Annotated in this window: 17 protein-coding genes; 5 read left to right on the forward strand and 12 right to left on the reverse strand. The window is 53.1% G+C overall.

The genetic code is table 11. The annotated features are described in order from the left end of the window. The first annotated feature begins 69 nt into the window (after positions 1-69). The 4 genes from mliC (at position 70) to pdxY (ending at position 3,435) form a co-directional block, all read left to right on the forward strand. Positions 70-399 (forward strand): C-type lysozyme inhibitor, encoded by a 330-nt coding sequence (gene mliC, locus ABVN36_RS07830; protein WP_001132086.1) that lies wholly within the window; start codon positions 70-72, stop codon positions 397-399. A gap of 58 nt (positions 400-457) precedes the next feature. Beyond that, entirely contained in the window at positions 458-1,114 is a 657-nt protein-coding gene (pdxH, locus tag ABVN36_RS07835) for a pyridoxamine 5'-phosphate oxidase (RefSeq protein WP_001282334.1), read from the forward strand. Positions 1,115-1,240: 126 nt separating this feature from the next. Continuing rightward, a complete protein-coding gene (gene tyrS, locus ABVN36_RS07840; protein ID WP_000168626.1) occupies positions 1,241-2,515 on the forward strand; it encodes a tyrosine--tRNA ligase in 1,275 nt (424 codons plus the stop codon). Between the two features lie 59 nt (positions 2,516-2,574). Next, positions 2,575-3,435, forward strand: a complete 861-nt coding sequence (gene pdxY, locus ABVN36_RS07845; protein ID WP_000789736.1) for a pyridoxal kinase PdxY — start codon at positions 2,575-2,577, stop codon at positions 3,433-3,435. A gap of 58 nt (positions 3,436-3,493) precedes the next feature. Here the strand turns inward: pdxY and gstA are convergent, their stop codons facing one another. From gstA to blr, 12 genes are all read right to left on the reverse strand, one after another. Further along, entirely contained in the window at positions 3,494-4,099 is a 606-nt protein-coding gene (gstA, locus tag ABVN36_RS07850) for a glutathione transferase GstA (RefSeq protein WP_000765727.1), read from the reverse strand. A 104-nt stretch (positions 4,100-4,203) separates the two neighbouring features. Beyond that, complete coding sequence (dtpA, locus tag ABVN36_RS07855; protein WP_000100911.1) at positions 4,204-5,709, reverse strand: dipeptide/tripeptide permease DtpA; 1,506 nt, start codon at positions 5,707-5,709, stop codon at positions 4,204-4,206. A gap of 601 nt (positions 5,710-6,310) precedes the next feature. Next, on the reverse strand, positions 6,311-6,946 hold the full coding sequence (nth, locus tag ABVN36_RS07860; protein WP_001030318.1) for an endonuclease III: 636 nt from the start codon (positions 6,944-6,946) through the stop codon (positions 6,311-6,313). Next, positions 6,946-7,638, reverse strand: coding sequence for an electron transport complex subunit E (locus ABVN36_RS07865; RefSeq protein ID WP_001289628.1), 693 nt, complete (start codon positions 7,636-7,638; stop codon positions 6,946-6,948). The genes nth and ABVN36_RS07865 overlap by 1 nt, the downstream gene beginning before the upstream one ends. A gap of 2 nt (positions 7,639-7,640) precedes the next feature. Continuing rightward, a complete protein-coding gene (rsxG, locus tag ABVN36_RS07870) occupies positions 7,641-8,261 on the reverse strand; it encodes an electron transport complex subunit RsxG (RefSeq protein ID WP_000920822.1) in 621 nt (206 codons plus the stop codon). Positions 8,262-8,264: 3 nt separating this feature from the next. Beyond that, on the reverse strand, positions 8,265-9,323 hold the full coding sequence (rsxD, locus tag ABVN36_RS07875; protein WP_000231891.1) for an electron transport complex subunit RsxD: 1,059 nt from the start codon (positions 9,321-9,323) through the stop codon (positions 8,265-8,267). Next, the gene (gene rsxC, locus ABVN36_RS07880) at positions 9,324-11,531 is read right to left on the reverse strand and encodes an electron transport complex subunit RsxC (RefSeq protein ID WP_050901199.1); all 2,208 of its coding nucleotides are present in this window, start codon (positions 11,529-11,531) and stop codon (positions 9,324-9,326) included. Then, entirely contained in the window at positions 11,524-12,102 is a 579-nt protein-coding gene (gene rsxB, locus ABVN36_RS07885; protein WP_001092600.1) for an electron transport complex subunit RsxB, read from the reverse strand. Before rsxB ends, rsxC begins: the two co-directional genes overlap by 8 nt. Further along, the gene (gene rsxA, locus ABVN36_RS07890) at positions 12,102-12,683 is read right to left on the reverse strand and encodes an electron transport complex subunit RsxA (RefSeq protein ID WP_000133179.1); all 582 of its coding nucleotides are present in this window, start codon (positions 12,681-12,683) and stop codon (positions 12,102-12,104) included. The genes rsxB and rsxA overlap by 1 nt, the downstream gene beginning before the upstream one ends. A gap of 76 nt (positions 12,684-12,759) precedes the next feature. After that, on the reverse strand, positions 12,760-13,200 hold the full coding sequence (locus tag ABVN36_RS07895) for a DUF2569 domain-containing protein (RefSeq protein WP_000214061.1): 441 nt from the start codon (positions 13,198-13,200) through the stop codon (positions 12,760-12,762). Positions 13,201-13,288: 88 nt separating this feature from the next. Then, on the reverse strand, positions 13,289-13,504 hold the full coding sequence (gene ydgT / locus ABVN36_RS07900) for a transcription modulator YdgT (RefSeq protein WP_000217946.1): 216 nt from the start codon (positions 13,502-13,504) through the stop codon (positions 13,289-13,291). Between the two features lie 297 nt (positions 13,505-13,801). After that, complete coding sequence (gene blr, locus ABVN36_RS07905) at positions 13,802-13,927, reverse strand: division septum protein Blr (RefSeq protein ID WP_001708800.1); 126 nt, start codon at positions 13,925-13,927, stop codon at positions 13,802-13,804. A gap of 207 nt (positions 13,928-14,134) precedes the next feature. On the opposite strand from blr, the gene ABVN36_RS07910 reads away from it, so the two are divergent. Further along, entirely contained in the window at positions 14,135-15,175 is a 1,041-nt protein-coding gene (locus ABVN36_RS07910) for an oxidoreductase (RefSeq protein WP_000998242.1), read from the forward strand. Positions 15,176-15,235: the final 60 nt, after the last annotated feature.

Raw genomic sequence — 15,235 nt, forward strand, 5'->3', positions numbered from 1 at the left:
CTATATCGGTAAACTAGCAAGGTCAGGAAGGGGCGTTTGCCCTTCCAGAAGCAGGAGAGCTTTCGGGATATGCCTATGAAAAAGATCGCAATAATGTGTTTACCTGTGCTGCTGACCGGCTGTAGCGTTTATCAACAATTTGTTGAACGTATGCAAACGGATACGCTGGAATACCAGTGTGATGAGAAGCCGCTTACCGTTAAAGTCAATAACCCGCGTGAAGAGGTCAGTTTTGTCTATGACAATAAGCTGCTGACCCTGAAGCAAGGAATCTCGGCCTCGGGCGCGCGTTATACCGACGGGATTTATGTTTTCTGGTCGCAAGGCGAGAGCGCCACGGTCTATAAACGAGACAGAATTGTGCTTAATAACTGTCAGTTACAAAATCCGAAGCGTTGAGATTTTCAGTATGGGGGCGCACAATAGCGCCACCCACTGATTATTTCTGATCAACGCCATGTCTGATAACGACCAATTGCAGCAGATCGCGCATCTGCGCCGTGAATACACGAAAGGCGGCTTGCGTCGCCGCGATTTACCCGCTGAACCGTTAACCTTATTTGAGCGCTGGCTTGGGCAAGCGTGCGACGCCAGACTGGCCGATCCGACGGCAATGGTCGTGGCGACCGTAGATGATAAGGGGCAACCGTACCAGCGTATTGTATTGCTCAAGCATTATGATGAAAAAGGCCTGGTCTTTTATACCAACCTGGGAAGCCGCAAGGCGCATCAAATTGAGCACAATCCGCGTATCAGCCTGTTATTTCCCTGGCATATGCTTGAACGCCAGGTGATGGTGACAGGCAAAGCCGAGCGTCTCTCCACTCTTGAGGTGGTGAGGTATTTCCACAGCCGTCCGCGCGACAGCCAGATTGGCGCATGGGTCTCTAAACAATCCAGCCGCATTTCCGCGCGCGGTATCCTCGAAAGCAAATTCCTGGAGCTCAAGCAGAAGTTTCAACAGGGCGAAGTGCCGTTACCCAGCTTCTGGGGTGGTTTTCGCGTGAGTATCGAACAGATGGAGTTCTGGCAGGGCGGCGAACATCGTCTGCACGATCGCTTTTTATACCAACGCGACGACGGCGCATGGAAAATCGACCGTCTTGCGCCCTAAAGATGCAAAAATCTTGTTTTAAGCACTGGTGCGGATGAATCCGCCGTTTTATGCTATGTCTCTTTCGCGTCTGGCGAAAAGTCGTGTACCGGCAAAGGTGCAGTCGTTTTATACATGGAGATTTTGATGGCAAGCAGTAACTTGATTAAACAATTGCAAGAGCGGGGGCTGGTAGCCCAGGTGACGGACGAAGACGCGTTGGCAGAGCGACTGGCGCAAGGCCCGATCGCGCTCTATTGCGGCTTCGATCCTACCGCTGACAGCTTGCATTTGGGGCATCTGGTTCCATTGTTATGCCTGAAACGCTTCCAGCAGGCAGGGCACAAACCTGTTGCGCTGGTAGGCGGCGCGACCGGTCTGATTGGCGACCCGAGCTTCAAAGCCGCCGAGCGTAAACTGAACACTGAAGAGACCGTTCAGGAGTGGGTGGCGAAAATTCGTAAACAGGTTGCCCCATTCCTGGACTTTGATTGCGGCGAAAACTCCGCCATCGCGGCCAATAACTATGACTGGTTCGGCAGCATGAATGTGCTGACTTTCCTGCGCGATATCGGTAAACATTTTTCCGTTAATCAGATGATCAACAAAGAAGCGGTGAAGCAGCGTCTGAACCGTGACGATCAGGGTATCTCTTTCACGGAGTTCTCTTATAACCTGCTACAGGGGTACGACTTCGCTTGTCTGAATAAACTGCACGGCGTTGCCTTACAGATTGGCGGTTCTGACCAGTGGGGGAACATCACTTCCGGTATCGACCTGACCCGTCGCCTGCACCAGAATCAGGTATTTGGTTTGACCGTTCCGCTGATCACCAAAGCTGACGGCACGAAATTCGGTAAAACCGAAGGCGGCGCTGTCTGGCTGGATCCGAAGAAAACCAGTCCGTACAAATTCTACCAGTTCTGGATTAACACCGCAGATGCCGATGTTTATCGCTTCCTGAAATTCTTCACTTTTATGGATATTGAAGAGATCAATGCCCTGGAAGAAGAAGATAAAAACAGCGGTAAAGCGCCGCGCGCGCAGTATGTGCTGGCCGAGCAGGTGACGCGCCTGGTTCATGGTGAAGAGGGGCTGGTCGCGGCGAAACGGATCACTGAATGTCTGTTCAGCGGTTCACTGAGCGCGCTGAGCGAAGCTGACTTTGAGCAGTTGGCGCAGGACGGCGTACCGATGGTTGAAATGGAAAAAGGCGCCGACCTGATGCAGGCGCTGGTAGACGCCGAACTCCAGCCGTCGCGTGGTCAGGCGCGTAAGACTATCGCCTCCAACGCTGTCACTATCAATGGTGAAAAACAATCCGATCCTGAATACATCTTTAACGATGAGGACCGTCTGTTTGGCCGCTATACCTTATTACGTCGCGGCAAAAAGAACTATTGTCTGATTTGCTGGAAATAAGGCATTAAGTAACAGGGAGTGAGAAATCACTCCCTTATTTTTGATGTTCAGGTAAAAAAATGAAGAATATCCTCGCTATCCAGTCCCATGTTGTTTTCGGACATGCGGGCAACAGCGCCGCCGAATTTCCCATGCGCCGTCTTGGCGCGAATGTTTGGCCGCTGAATACCGTTCAGTTTTCTAACCACACGCAATATGGTAAATGGACCGGCTGTGTTATGCCGCCCAGCCATCTGACTGAGATTGTCCAGGGGATTGCGGACATTGGCCAGTTAGCGCACTGCGACGCCGTACTTAGCGGTTACCTGGGATCTGCCGAGCAGGGAGAACACATTCTCGGTATTGTGCGCCAGGTTAAAGCGGCAAATCCGCAGGCAAAATATTTCTGCGATCCCGTGATGGGGCATCCGGAAAAGGGCTGTATCGTGGCGCCTGGCGTCGCAGAGTTCCATGTGCGTTATGCGCTACCCGCCAGCGATATTATCGCGCCTAACCTGATTGAACTGGAAATTCTCAGCAAACATAGCGTGAATAATGTGAATGACGCCGTGCAGGCGGCGCGTGAACTGATTGCTCAGGGGCCAGAAATTGTACTGGTAAAACATCTCGCCCGCGCCGGTTACAGTTCAGAGCGCTTTGAAATGCTGCTGGTGACAGCGCAGGAAGCCTGGCATATTAGCCGTCCGCTGGTGGATTTCGGCTCACGTCAGCCGGTTGGCGTTGGCGATGTCACCAGTGGTTTATTGCTGGTCAAACTTTTGCAGGGCGCGACGTTGCAGCAGGCGCTGGAGCACGTTACGGCGGCAGTCTATGAGATTATGATCGCCACCAAAACGATGCAGGAGTACGAACTGCAGGTCGTGGCGGCCCAGGACAGGATCGCTAACCCTGAACATTACTTCAGCGCAACGCGGCTGTAATTATTGCTGCTAAAAAGAGGCCGGATGGCGGTACAGCGAGCTATCCGGCAACATGACATTAATTCAGTCCTTCCGCTTTAAGCGCTGCCGCAACGGTCGGTCTTTTTGCGACACGCTGCATATAACTTTCAATATGCGTTAACCCGTCCATATTCAGTTTTACGCCATAGGCCCAACGCAATACGGTAAACAGATAAGCGTCTGCAATGGTAAAACGCTGGCCGCAAATCCACTGGTCGTCTGAAAGCGACTCATCCACATACTGCAATTTCTTTTCCAGACCGGCGCGAACGGCGGGTTTAAGTGTTTCCGGCGTGTCAGGGCGGAACAGCGGGGTAAAGCCTTTATGCAGTTCCGTTGCAATATAGTTGAGCCATTCCAGCGTATGATAGCGAGCAAGACTACTTACCGGCGCCAGAAGCTGGCGGTCGGGAACGCTGTCGGCGAGGTACTGCATAATGGCGACGCCTTCAGTCAACAGTGTGCCGTCATCCAGCAGCAGAGCCGGAACCTGTCCTTTAGGGTTGACTGCCAGGTAATCATCACCGTTTTCCAGGCGTTTTTTTGCGAGATCGACGCCATCAAGCGTAAAGTCTTTGCCAATTTCGCGCAGGGTAATATGGGAAGCAAGAGAGCAGGCACCCGGTTTGTAGAACAGTTTCATCGGTAACTCCTTTTTGCTGAGGTTTAAAGTATGGTAGTGCGGGGACGAGCAAAAAAAAAGCCGCTAACGCACAGTTAGCGGCCTGAATGTTGTTTCCCGGAAAATTAAACTGTAGCGGCTTTAGAGCCTTTTTCAGCGGTATCATCGTCCTGGGTCATACGGTTCAGCTTAGGCGCTGTCAGCAGCATCAGGACGGCGATAACGGCGGTTGCTATGCCAATCTGCATAAATACGCGACCATAGACTTCCAGGGACATCAGTGGGTCAGTCACGTCGCTCGGCACAGCCATCAGGTTGGCGACATAACCGCCGATGATGTTAGCGCCTGCCGTTGTCAGGAACCAGCTACCCATGATGAAACCCATCAGACGCTGCGGAACCAACTGTGCGACCATTGCCAGTCCCAGACCGGAGATCATCAGCTCACCGATACTTTGCAGGCCGTAGCTTGCGATCAGCCAGTTTACGGATACGATGCCGGCATCGTTCGCAAATTTGGCGCCCAGCGGCAGAATCAGGAACGCGCCGGAACACAGCACCATACCAATGGCGAATTTCATCGGCATCGGCAGCGTATCGCCCATCCTGTTATAGATAGCGGCCAGAATCGGGCTGCCGATAATGATCCAGAATGGGTTCAGCGCCTGATACTGTTCCGGTTCGAACGCGATACCGAGAATAGAGTGCTCGACGTTACGAATGGCAAAGAAGTTCAGCGACGTCGGCATCTGGCTGTACAGTACGAAGAAGATAATCGCCTGCAGCATCAAAATAAAGGCGACGATCATTTTACGGCGAGCCGCGCCGTGCATGGAAAACGCTTCTTTACCGAAGATAATGACGATGCCAAGAGCGATTACGCCCAGCACCATACGCGCGATATCCTGGTTGTGCAGCAGCCAGGTGGCGACCGCAATCAGAACGACAATACCGACGATTGTCAGCAGCAGATTACGGAAGTTGATCGGTTCAAAGTCGGGTTTGGAACCGTAGCTTTTCACCCAGCGCTGGCAGAAAGCAAAGTTAACGACGGTTATCAGCATACCGACGACGCTAAGCGCAAACGCGGTGCTCCAGCCATAACGCGCCGCCAGCCACGGCGTCGCCAGCATAGAGAAGAAGGAGCCGATGTTGACGGACATATAATACATCGTAAATGCGCCGTCGAGACGCGGATCATCCTTCGCGTAGCAGGTAGACAGCAGGGAAGACGGGTTAGCTTTAAACAGACCGTTACCCACAGCGATAGCCGCCATGCCCATATAGACGATGCCAGCGTCATGACCAGACCATGCGACCAGCGCATAACCGATAGCCAGCACCACGGCACCCAACATAATAACGCGTTTGGTGCCCAGAATTTTATCACCTAACCAACCGCCAATGGCGACCAGGCCGTACACCAGCGCACTGAAGGAAGAGAAAAGGGTGATGGAATCCGCTTCTGACATACCCAGTTGTTTTACCAGGTAGACGGCCATAATGCCTTGCAGGCCGTAATAACCAAAACGCTCCCATAACTCTATCGAGAAGATGAGATAGAACGCCTTCGGTTGTTTGAAAGCGTTCAAACTGACGCTTTCAGTTGGTTTTTTGTTTGCAGTAGACACTTTTACCTCTTTTTTACGCCCCGTATTAACAGGGATTGTCTGGCGCGTGATGAGTCAGACTCATCCGTCCGATTGTTATATTGGAGGGGAAACGGCAGGTAATGTTCACTATCTTTCCTCTCCAGACAAGAGCTTTGTAATAATCTGTTACATATAACTCTTCTGGTTGAATCGTCCGATGTCAGAAATGTTATCCAGCGTTAAATTTCTTCATTTGAAGAATGGCAGATTTTTACACTGCAAAAAGGCCATTAGTTTGGGTGAAAGGCGATATCTTCTGCTATTTAAGGTGAAAAGCAGTGATATAGGCCATTATCTGAAAAAATGGCAGAGTAATGTTTTGTAGTGAAAACGGGGCGTCAGTCTATCCGGTTGTAAATGTAACCTTAGATGTCATTAAATTTCACATGAAGTTATCAAAGTGATCCTGATCACGGATAGATAGAATTTTTTGCGATTAAAAAAATGATTAACCTGACGTGGAGTGAAAACGAAAGCACATTACATCAGAAAAAGGACAGAGACTGGAATGATTGATGGCTAAAATAGATCCAGGCCGAAGGTGGGAGCGCGCTGGCGTGACGGACGCACTCCGACCATATCAAATATCGACTTTTTCTTTGTATTCGCAAAGATCTTCAATGAGGCAGGAGCCGCAGCGCGGTTTTCGGGCGATACAGGTATAGCGGCCATGCAAAATTAACCAGTGATGGCAGTCCACTTTGAACTCATTCGGCACCACTTTCAGCAATTTCTCTTCTACCTGCTCGACATTTTTACCCGGCGCGAACTGTGTTCGGTTGCATACACGAAATATATGCGTATCAACGGCGATGGTCGGCCAGCCGAAGGCGGTATTTAGTACTACGTTAGCGGTTTTACGCCCCACGCCGGGAAGCGCTTCCAGCGCCGCCCGATCCTCCGGCACTTCGCCATTATGCTTGTCCAGTAAAATACGGCAGGTCTTAATCACGTTTTCCGCTTTACTGTTAAATAAACCGATGGTTTTGATATAGGATTTCACGCCTTCTACGCCCAGTTCCAGCATCGCGGCTGGTGTATTGGCGACCGGGTAAAGTTTGGCGGTAGCCTTGTTCACGCTGACGTCGGTTGCCTGCGCGGAAAGCAACACGGCAATCAGCAACTCAAACGGCGACGTGAAATTGAGTTCCGTTGTGGGGTGCGGATTGTTGTCGCGCAGGCGCGTCAGAATTTCCAGCCTTTTTGCTTTGTTCATCAGACTTTCCCTGTTTCACCTGCCGGAACAGCGGAAGGCGCGGTTTCGGCGCGGCGTTTCTTCATTTTTTCATCAATAAGATATTTTACCGCCAGCATGAGCCCCAGGCCGATAAACGCGCCTGGCGGCAGCATCGCCAGCAGGAAAGGCGAGTCGGTGTGAAATATCTCGACCCGTAATACTTTTGCCCAGCCTCCCAGCAGGCTATCCGCGCCATCGAAAAGCGTACCATTCCCGAGGATCTCGCGCAGCGAACCCAGCACGAACATCGCGCCTGTCGCGCCCATGCCGATGGAAAAACCGTCCAACGCGGAAAGCCACGGTCCTTTTTTCGCGGCAAACGCTTCGGCGCGACCAACAACAATGCAGTTCGTTACAATCAGAGGAATAAAAATCCCTAAAGACTGATACAAACCGAACGCATACGCATTGATCAGCATCTGTACTGCGCTTACCACCGAGGCAATGATCATGACGTAAATCGGGATACGGATTTCTGCCGGCGTCCAGCGACGTAGTGCGGACACCGTAAGGTTGGTCAGCGTTAATACCAGCGTTGTGGCCAGACCCAGCCCCAGAGCGTTGGTTGCCGTAGACGTCACCGCCAGTAAAGGGCACAGGCCAAGTAGCTGCACCAGAGCAGAGTTATTTTTCCATAACCCCTGAACAACAATGTCTTTTATTTCGCTCATGGTTATTCTCCACAGGCGGTTAAATGGGGGAGCTGAGCGGGCAGTGATTCGGCGTACAGCCCGGCGCGTTTAACCGCATTCACCACGGCGCGCGGCGTTATTGTCGCCCCGGTAAATTGATCAAAATCACCGCCATCTTTTTTCACCGCCCAGTGCGTATCATTTTCACCGCTGATAGTTTTACCGCTAAAGTGGGTAATCCAGTCAGACAAACGGCGCTCAATTTTATCACCTAACCCTGGCGTCTCATGATGTTCCGTCACACGCGTCCCCAGGACGGTACCGTTGAAATCTGCGCCAACAATAAGCTGGATAGCGCCGGAATAGCCATCTGGCGCGGTGGCCTCAATGATGGCCGCTACGGGTTTATCATCCTTGCGAGCGATAAAAACACGGTGTGTGCCTTTGCCGAGGGCGGGCGCATCGACCAGATAACAGCTCTCTTGCAGATTATTATTGTAACGATCTGGCGGCAATACCTGATCGAACAGGGCATGTTGTTGTTGCAGCGCTTGTTCGTGGATGGTTGATTTTGTCATCTGATTAATCACCGCGGTCAATCCCGTAGAGCCTGCGGCAAAAAGCGCCAGCGTAATACCGTGTTTACGAATCGTTTTCAGCATGGTTTATCCTTTGCGATGTCCATAGACGCGGGGGCGCGTGTAGTAGTCGATCAGAGGAACCGTGATATTCGCCAACAGGACAGCAAAAGCAACGCCGTCCGGATAGCCGCCGAAGCTACGAATCAGCCACACTAATACCCCAGCCAGCGCGCCGAAAATTAAACGTCCACGGTTGGTCGTGGAGGCGGTAACCGGATCCGTCAAGATAAAAAATGCGCCCAGCATGGTGGCGCCTGACAGCAGATGAAGCTGCGGCGAGGCCAGCGTAGCGGGCGAGAAAAGCCAACCTAACGCGGCGCATAGCGCCAGCGTGAGCAGAAAACTGACCGGGATATGCCAGCGGATGGCTTTTTGCCACAGCAGGAATACGCCGCCGACAAGCCAGGCGAGGTTAACCCACTGCCAGCCCACGCCAGCCAGCGCACCGCTGTATATCGGGTACTGCATGATTTGCTCAACGGAGTGCCCGGCGCGCAAGGACGTTTTAAACGTATCCAGCGGCGTCGCCTGGCTGATACCGTCAATACCGATACGTAGCAGCGTCATATCGCCGCCGCTGGCGGTATGCCCGGTAAAAATCATCCGCAACGTGTCCAGCATATCGGGCGTTGTTGCGGCTATTTCATAAGGCGGCAACCAGCTTGTCATTTGCACCGGAAAGGAAATTAATAGCACCACGTAGCCGATCATGGCCGGATTAAAGGGGTTTTGTCCCAGCCCGCCATATAACTGTTTAGCGATAATAATGGCGAATCCGGTTCCCAGTACGACCATCCACCAGGGCGCGAGCGGAGGGATGCTGACCGCCAGCAAAAGCCCCGTCAATAACGCGGAATAATCCTGCAGGTGACTGGCGACCGATTGTTTGCGCAGCCTGAGGACAATGGCTTCTGCGACGAGCGCCGTGATAGCAGCCAGAACGATCTGGAAAAGCGTTCCCCAACCAAAAAACCACGTCTGCGCGGCAATCCCCGGCAGAGCGGCGATTAATACCAGCAACATGATTCGCGATGTCTGGCGCTGGTTATGGGTATAAGGCGAGCTTGCGATTCTGAATACCATTTAGTCCTCGTTAACAACCTGCTGCTGTGCTGCTTTTTTTGCCTGAACGCGGGCGATAGCCGCAGCAACCGCGGCTTTACGCGGGTCGGCCGGTTCGGCAGGTTCGCTTCCGGCCTGCTGCTCCTGTTTACGAGCTTTGGCGCGGGCGATGGCCGCTTCCACCGCGGCTTTACGCGGATCGACCGGTTCGGCAGGTTCGCTTCCGGCCTGCTGCTCCTGCTTACGGGCTTTGGCGCGGGCGATAGCCGCTTCCACCGCGGCTTTGCGCGGATCGACCGCTTCGGCAGGTTCGCCTCCGGCCTGCTGCTCCTGCTTGCGGGCTTTGGCGCGGGCGATAGCCGCTTCCACCGCGGCTTTGCGCGGGTCGACCGCTTCGGCAGGTTCGCTTCCGGCCTGCTGCTCCTGTTTGCGGGCTTTGGCGCGGGCGATGGCCGCCTCCACCGCGGCTTTGCGCGGATCGACCGCTTCGGCAGGTTCGCTTCCGGCCTGCTGCTCCTGTTTGCGGGTTTTGGCGCGAGCGATAGCCGCCTCCACTGCGGCTTTACGCGGGTCGCCGCCGGATATCGCGCTGTCAGCCACCGGATGAGCGGCTTGTTTAGCGCGCGCTTGCGCTTTACGCGCTTCACGGGCCGCGATGACGGCGCTATTGTCTGGCAGACTACCCGCCTGAATAACCACCGGTTGCGTGGCCTGCGCCTGTTTCTCTTTTACCCGCGCCAGCGCAGCGGCAATGGCATCCTGATCTTTTGCCGCTGGTTGTACCGCTGCGCTCTTATGACGTGCAAGGCGGGCGGCTTTTTCGCGCTCCAGTCTTGCCTGACGAGCCTCAAAACGCGCTTTGGCTTCGGCGGCGCGTTTTTCTTCAAGCCTGATCGCATTAATCTCCGCTTTTTCCTGACGGAAATATTGGACGAGCGGAATATTACTCGGGCAGACCCAGGCGCAGGCGCCGCATTCTATACAATCAGCAATATGGTGAGCGGTAGCCTTGTCATGCTGCTGCCCTTTGCTGAACCAATAAAGCTGCTGCGGTAAAAGGTCGGCAGGGCAAGCGTCAGCGCAAGCGCTGCAACGAATACAGCTTTTCTCTTCCTGAGGCGCCCCCATTTCAGTCACGGATGGCGCCAGCAGGCAGTTGGTGATTTTTACGACCGGTACGTCAAGCCAGGGAAGGGTGAATCCCATCAACGGGCCGCCCATGATGACCATCTGGTCAGCAGAAGGGCAGAACCCGGCATCGTTAAGCAAATGACGAACGGGAGTGCCGAGCCGCGCCCAGACGTTACCCGGGCGGCTTACCGCTTCACCCGTTAAGGTGACGACGCGTTCTGTGATCGGTTCGCCGTCAACCACGGCGCGTTTAACGGCATAAGCCGTACCGACGTTTTGCATCAGCACGCCAATATCAGAGGATCGCCCGCCGTGGGGAACCTGTTTTCCCGTCAGTATTTGGGTGAGCTGTTTTGCGCCGCCGGAAGGGTATTTGGTTGGGATCACACGTAACGAAATATCGTGAGCGTCAGCCAGTACGGCGCGCAGCATGGAAATAGCCTGCGGTTTGTTATCTTCAATGCCGATTAATACCTCACGTGGTTGCAGAATATGCGCCAGGATGCGAATACCTTCCACAATCTGCGCGGCGCAGTCCTGCATCAGACGATCGTCCGCCGTAATGTAAGGTTCGCACTCTGCGGCATTGATAATAAGCGTGGTGATTTTATCGCCGCCACCCTGCAATTTAACGCCGGTGGGAAACCCTGCACCGCCAAGTCCGGCAACGCCATACTGATGAATGCGTTCAATAAGCGCTTCACGGCTGTGGGCGCGGTAATCAGACCAGCCATCACGCTCAATCCAGCGGTCCTCGCCGTCGGCATCAATGATGACGCTTAACTCCGCCAGCGCCGAAGGATGTGCCGTCGAGTGGGGGGCAATAGCGATAACCGTCCCGGAGGTGGGCGCGTGTACCGGCAGCATTCTCCCACGTCCACGGGTAAGCGCCTGGCCGCGTAGCACGCGATCGCCGACGCTAACGCACAGCTCGCCCTCAGCGCCAATGTGCTGTTTTAAAGGGATAACAAAGCGCGGCGCCAAAGGCACCTGGCGCAGCGGCGTGCCGTTTGACTGGGACTTCATTTCGGGCGGATGAATACCACCGTCGAAATCCCAGATTTTATCTTTTCTGAAAGCGGAAAATAGTTTAAGCATGTTGTTCCACGGGAATGATGCGAACGGGAATGGTGTTCAAATCCCATTTCCAACTGTCGGGCGTCTCATTCACCGGACGTAATTCGATGCAGTGCGTCGGACACGGATCGACGCACAGATTACAGCCAGTACAGAGATCGCTCATGACCGTGTGCATGGCGCGCGTTGCGCCAACGATGGCGTCAACCGGGCAGGCCTGAATGCATTTTGTGCAGCCAATGCAGTTATTTTCATCAATAACTGCCAGCATACGTACTGGCGCAGCCTGCTGTTCTTCACCATCGCATGGTTGCGGCTCTACGTTTAGCAGCTCTGCCATTTTCAGCATGACGGCTTCGCCGCCGGGCGCGCAACGATTGATTTTCTCGCCCTGGAGACCCACGGCTTCGGCGTAGGGGCGACAGCCGGGATAGCCGCACTGACCACACTGGCTCTGCGGCAAAATCGCATCGATTTTTTCAACAACCGGATCATCTTCAACCGCGAATCGGCGGGAGGCATAACCCAGAATGGCGCCGAACACCAGACCCAGAAGGGTCAGGGCGCCAACGGCAATCCAGATAGTATTCATTACAACTTCACCAAACCACTAAAGCCCATAAAGGCCAAAGACATTAATCCTGCGGTAATCAATGCTATCGCGTTACCACGAAAAGGGGCGGGCACATCCGCCACGGCAAGGCGTTCGCGAATGGCGGCAAAAAGAACCATCACTAATGAAAAACCGACGGCGGCGGAAAATCCGTACAGCGCCGACTGAAGAAAGTGATGACCGAGATTAATATTCAGTAACGCTACGCCCAGAACCGCACAGTTAGTGGTAATCAGTGGTAAGAAAATGCCTAACAAGCGGTATAACGCCGGGCTGGTTTTCCGCACAACCATTTCGGTAAATTGCACGACCACAGCAATGACGAGGATAAAGGCCAGCGTCCGCAGATAAATCAGATCCAGCGGAATAAGTATCCAGGTGTCGATAAGCCAGGCGCATATCGACGCCAGCGTCATGACAAAGGTCGTCGCGAGGCCCATCCCCATGGCGGTTTCCAGTTTTTTGGATACGCCCATAAAGGGACAAAGGCCCAGGAATTTGACCAGTACAAAGTTATTGACCAGTACAGTTCCGACAAAGAGCAGCAGGTAATCAGTCATGTTTCGGCCTGAAATAAAAAAGCCGCCTATTATCTGTCAAACTACCACAGGCGACAACAGGTTAACTGTAGGGTTATTACGGATTAACAAACGTTGTTTTAACGCGCGCTGAACGTTTGAGATAAGGCACAATGAGCGCCGTCGCCAACAGTGGGAAGAGTAACTGACGCACGGCAAAGGCATCTGAGACGGGCGAAAAGGCAAATGCTTTAACCGCCAGTAACACCGACACCAGCAGCCAGATAATGTAATGCTTCGGCACGCAGCGTCTGCGCTTGAAGAATGCGATCGTCAACCACAGGGTATAGTACCACATGGCGATAGCGGTAATAAATGAAATGCCCCATAGCAGTAAATTACCGGTTTCCTGTCCGCTAAGCGTCTTGAACGTTTGCGGTGTGGCAAGCGCCATAACGTAGAGTAATAACGCCAGCGAGGCGCTCAACAACGCGACTAACAGCCAGGCTAACGGGCCAAGAAGCCAGCCTCCAATTCGTTGTGGCGGTGTTGTAGTCATATCTTCTCCGGGGTTACGCGCATTAACGGTCATGCCGCTCATTTTGGGGCAAATATTATAAGGTTTTTGATGTTAAACGCTACTTTCTTTATTGCACATAGCGCCAGACAGATTGCGGAACCTGACCTACATCAAACAGGCGTCCTCCGGAAACCAGTTCGGCACGGCGGTGATCTGCAGCGCGATACATATTAACAATGTCCATGTCATCAGTAAGGGTATAGTTAAGGTGGTCGAACAGTTTTTCCAGACTTTCGAGCGAACTAATTTTGCGGAATTTTAATAGATAATCCTGAACAGTCATATAAAGTTGATCCATATTAAATATAATGCCAACGGAGTAGTCACTGATAAAAAATAAACAAAACCGCACCAGTGAGAGGTCAGGGGTGCAGGTAAAAAGGGAATATTCTTACCGGTAAAGAGTCAGGCGCCACATGGCGCCTGGGGCGAAAGGTTAACGCGCTTTCCTACAACAGGCAATAAACGTCAGACCAGATAGGACATATTTCGTTTTTTTTGCCGGTTTTTGACTTTTCTTTGTACCCCCCGGGGCGCCGCTTACCGTACCACGCGAAAATGCCTTTACATTATCTGACGCTTACTTCTTCTGGACGGAAGCCGTGGGCTCTGGTGGTTGGTAATTGTCAATATGGTTGGCAATACCTAAAAGAATGACTGAGATAACGAGAACTATCCACCCAGTTAATTCAATAAGACGATTCATTATTGACGACATTTGCTTTGATTTATCCATAAACACAGGGTGTAAATGTTACTTTCCTGGCGAACGGTCGGCAAGAGGGAGGGAAACGTTTTCAGCCTCTGTTCTGTAACAAGTTAATCCTTTGATGATACGTTGATGGTCAGGACGCTATTGCGGCTAATCGCACGATGGTGTGGAATAGCGATATCTAAAACCGGAGGCAGTGAGATGAATGACAAAATCCGCGTTGGGTTAATCGGTTATGGCTACGCCAGTAAAACCTTTCATGCGCCCTTAATTATGGGAACGCCAGGGCTAGAGCTTGCGGCGGTATCCAGCAGCGATGAAACAAAAGTGAAAGCAGATTGGCCGGCGGTTTCCGTGGTCTCTGAGCCCCGACATTTATTTAACGATCCGCATATCGACCTGATCGTGATCCCGACGCCCAACGATACCCATTTCCCGCTGGCGAAAGCTGCGCTGGAAGCCGGTAAGCATGTGGTGGTTGATAAACCCTTTACCGTGACACTGTCACAGGCGCGAGAATTGGATGCGCTTGCGCGGAGCACTGGCCGGGTACTTTCCGTCTTCCACAACCGACGCTGGGACAGCGATTTTTTGACGCTGAAGGCCTTGCTGGCGGATGGCGTGCTCGGCGAGGTGTCCTTGTTTGAATCCCACTTTGATCGTTTCCGTCCCCAGGTGCGCGACCGCTGGCGCGAGCAAGGCGGGCCAGGAAGTGGTATCTGGTACGATCTGGCGCCGCACTTGTTGGATCAGGCCATTCAGCTTTTTGGCCTGCCGGTCAGCATGACGGTGGATTTAGCGCAACTGCGTCCGGGCGCGCAGTCTACAGATTATTTCCACGCGATTTTATCCTACCCCCAGCGCCGCGTGATTTTGCACGGTACGATGCTGGCCGCGGCGGAATCCGCGCGATACATCGTTCATGGTTCGCGCGGTAGCTATGTAAAATATGGCCTCGATCCCCAGGAAGAACGGTTAAAAAACGGCGAGCGTTTACCGCAGGAAGACTGGGGATACGACATGCGTGACGGCGTATTGACCCTGGTTGAGGGAGAGACGCGCAAAGAAGAAAACTGGCTTACGTTGCCGGGTAACTATCCGGCATATTATGCCGCCATCCGCGATGCGTTAAACGGTAACGGTGAAAATCCCGTGCCGGCAAGTCAGGCGATTCAAATTATGGAGTTGATTGAACTGGGCATGGAATCGGCAAAACATCGCGCGACGCTGTGTCTTGCCTGAGATGTCGCATTTCTCCGCCTGGGATAGCATTAAACCGCAGGCGGAGAGAGGGCGTTAGCA

Origin of the sequence: Salmonella sp. SJTUF15581 (genome assembly GCF_043356775.1) — a bacterium.
Taxonomy (GTDB): domain Bacteria; phylum Pseudomonadota; class Gammaproteobacteria; order Enterobacterales; family Enterobacteriaceae; genus Salmonella; species Salmonella enterica.

What these genes read in the sequence shown, in the direction of transcription:
- mliC (WP_001132086.1), top strand. Translation starts at nt 70, where the DNA reads ATGCCTATGAAAAAGATCGCAATAATGTGTTTACCTGTGCTGCTGACC.
- pdxH (WP_001282334.1), top strand. Translation starts at nt 458, where the DNA reads ATGTCTGATAACGACCAATTGCAGCAGATCGCGCATCTGCGCCGTGAA.
- tyrS (WP_000168626.1), top strand. Translation starts at nt 1,241, where the DNA reads ATGGCAAGCAGTAACTTGATTAAACAATTGCAAGAGCGGGGGCTGGTA.
- pdxY (WP_000789736.1), top strand. Translation starts at nt 2,575, where the DNA reads ATGAAGAATATCCTCGCTATCCAGTCCCATGTTGTTTTCGGACATGCG.
- gstA (WP_000765727.1), bottom strand. Translation starts at nt 4,099, where the DNA reads ATGAAACTGTTCTACAAACCGGGTGCCTGCTCTCTTGCTTCCCATATT.
- nth (WP_001030318.1), bottom strand. Translation starts at nt 6,946, where the DNA reads ATGAACAAAGCAAAAAGGCTGGAAATTCTGACGCGCCTGCGCGACAAC.
- ABVN36_RS07865 (WP_001289628.1), bottom strand. Translation starts at nt 7,638, where the DNA reads ATGAGCGAAATAAAAGACATTGTTGTTCAGGGGTTATGGAAAAATAAC.
- rsxG (WP_000920822.1), bottom strand. Translation starts at nt 8,261, where the DNA reads ATGCTGAAAACGATTCGTAAACACGGTATTACGCTGGCGCTTTTTGCC.
- rsxD (WP_000231891.1), bottom strand. Translation starts at nt 9,323, where the DNA reads ATGGTATTCAGAATCGCAAGCTCGCCTTATACCCATAACCAGCGCCAG.
- rsxC (WP_050901199.1), bottom strand. Translation starts at nt 11,531, where the DNA reads ATGCTTAAACTATTTTCCGCTTTCAGAAAAGATAAAATCTGGGATTTC.
- rsxB (WP_001092600.1), bottom strand. Translation starts at nt 12,102, where the DNA reads ATGAATACTATCTGGATTGCCGTTGGCGCCCTGACCCTTCTGGGTCTG.
- rsxA (WP_000133179.1), bottom strand. Translation starts at nt 12,683, where the DNA reads ATGACTGATTACCTGCTGCTCTTTGTCGGAACTGTACTGGTCAATAAC.
- ABVN36_RS07895 (WP_000214061.1), bottom strand. Translation starts at nt 13,200, where the DNA reads ATGACTACAACACCGCCACAACGAATTGGAGGCTGGCTTCTTGGCCCG.
- ydgT (WP_000217946.1), bottom strand. Translation starts at nt 13,504, where the DNA reads ATGACTGTTCAGGATTATCTATTAAAATTCCGCAAAATTAGTTCGCTC.
- blr (WP_001708800.1), bottom strand. Translation starts at nt 13,927, where the DNA reads ATGAATCGTCTTATTGAATTAACTGGGTGGATAGTTCTCGTTATCTCA.
- ABVN36_RS07910 (WP_000998242.1), top strand. Translation starts at nt 14,135, where the DNA reads ATGAATGACAAAATCCGCGTTGGGTTAATCGGTTATGGCTACGCCAGT.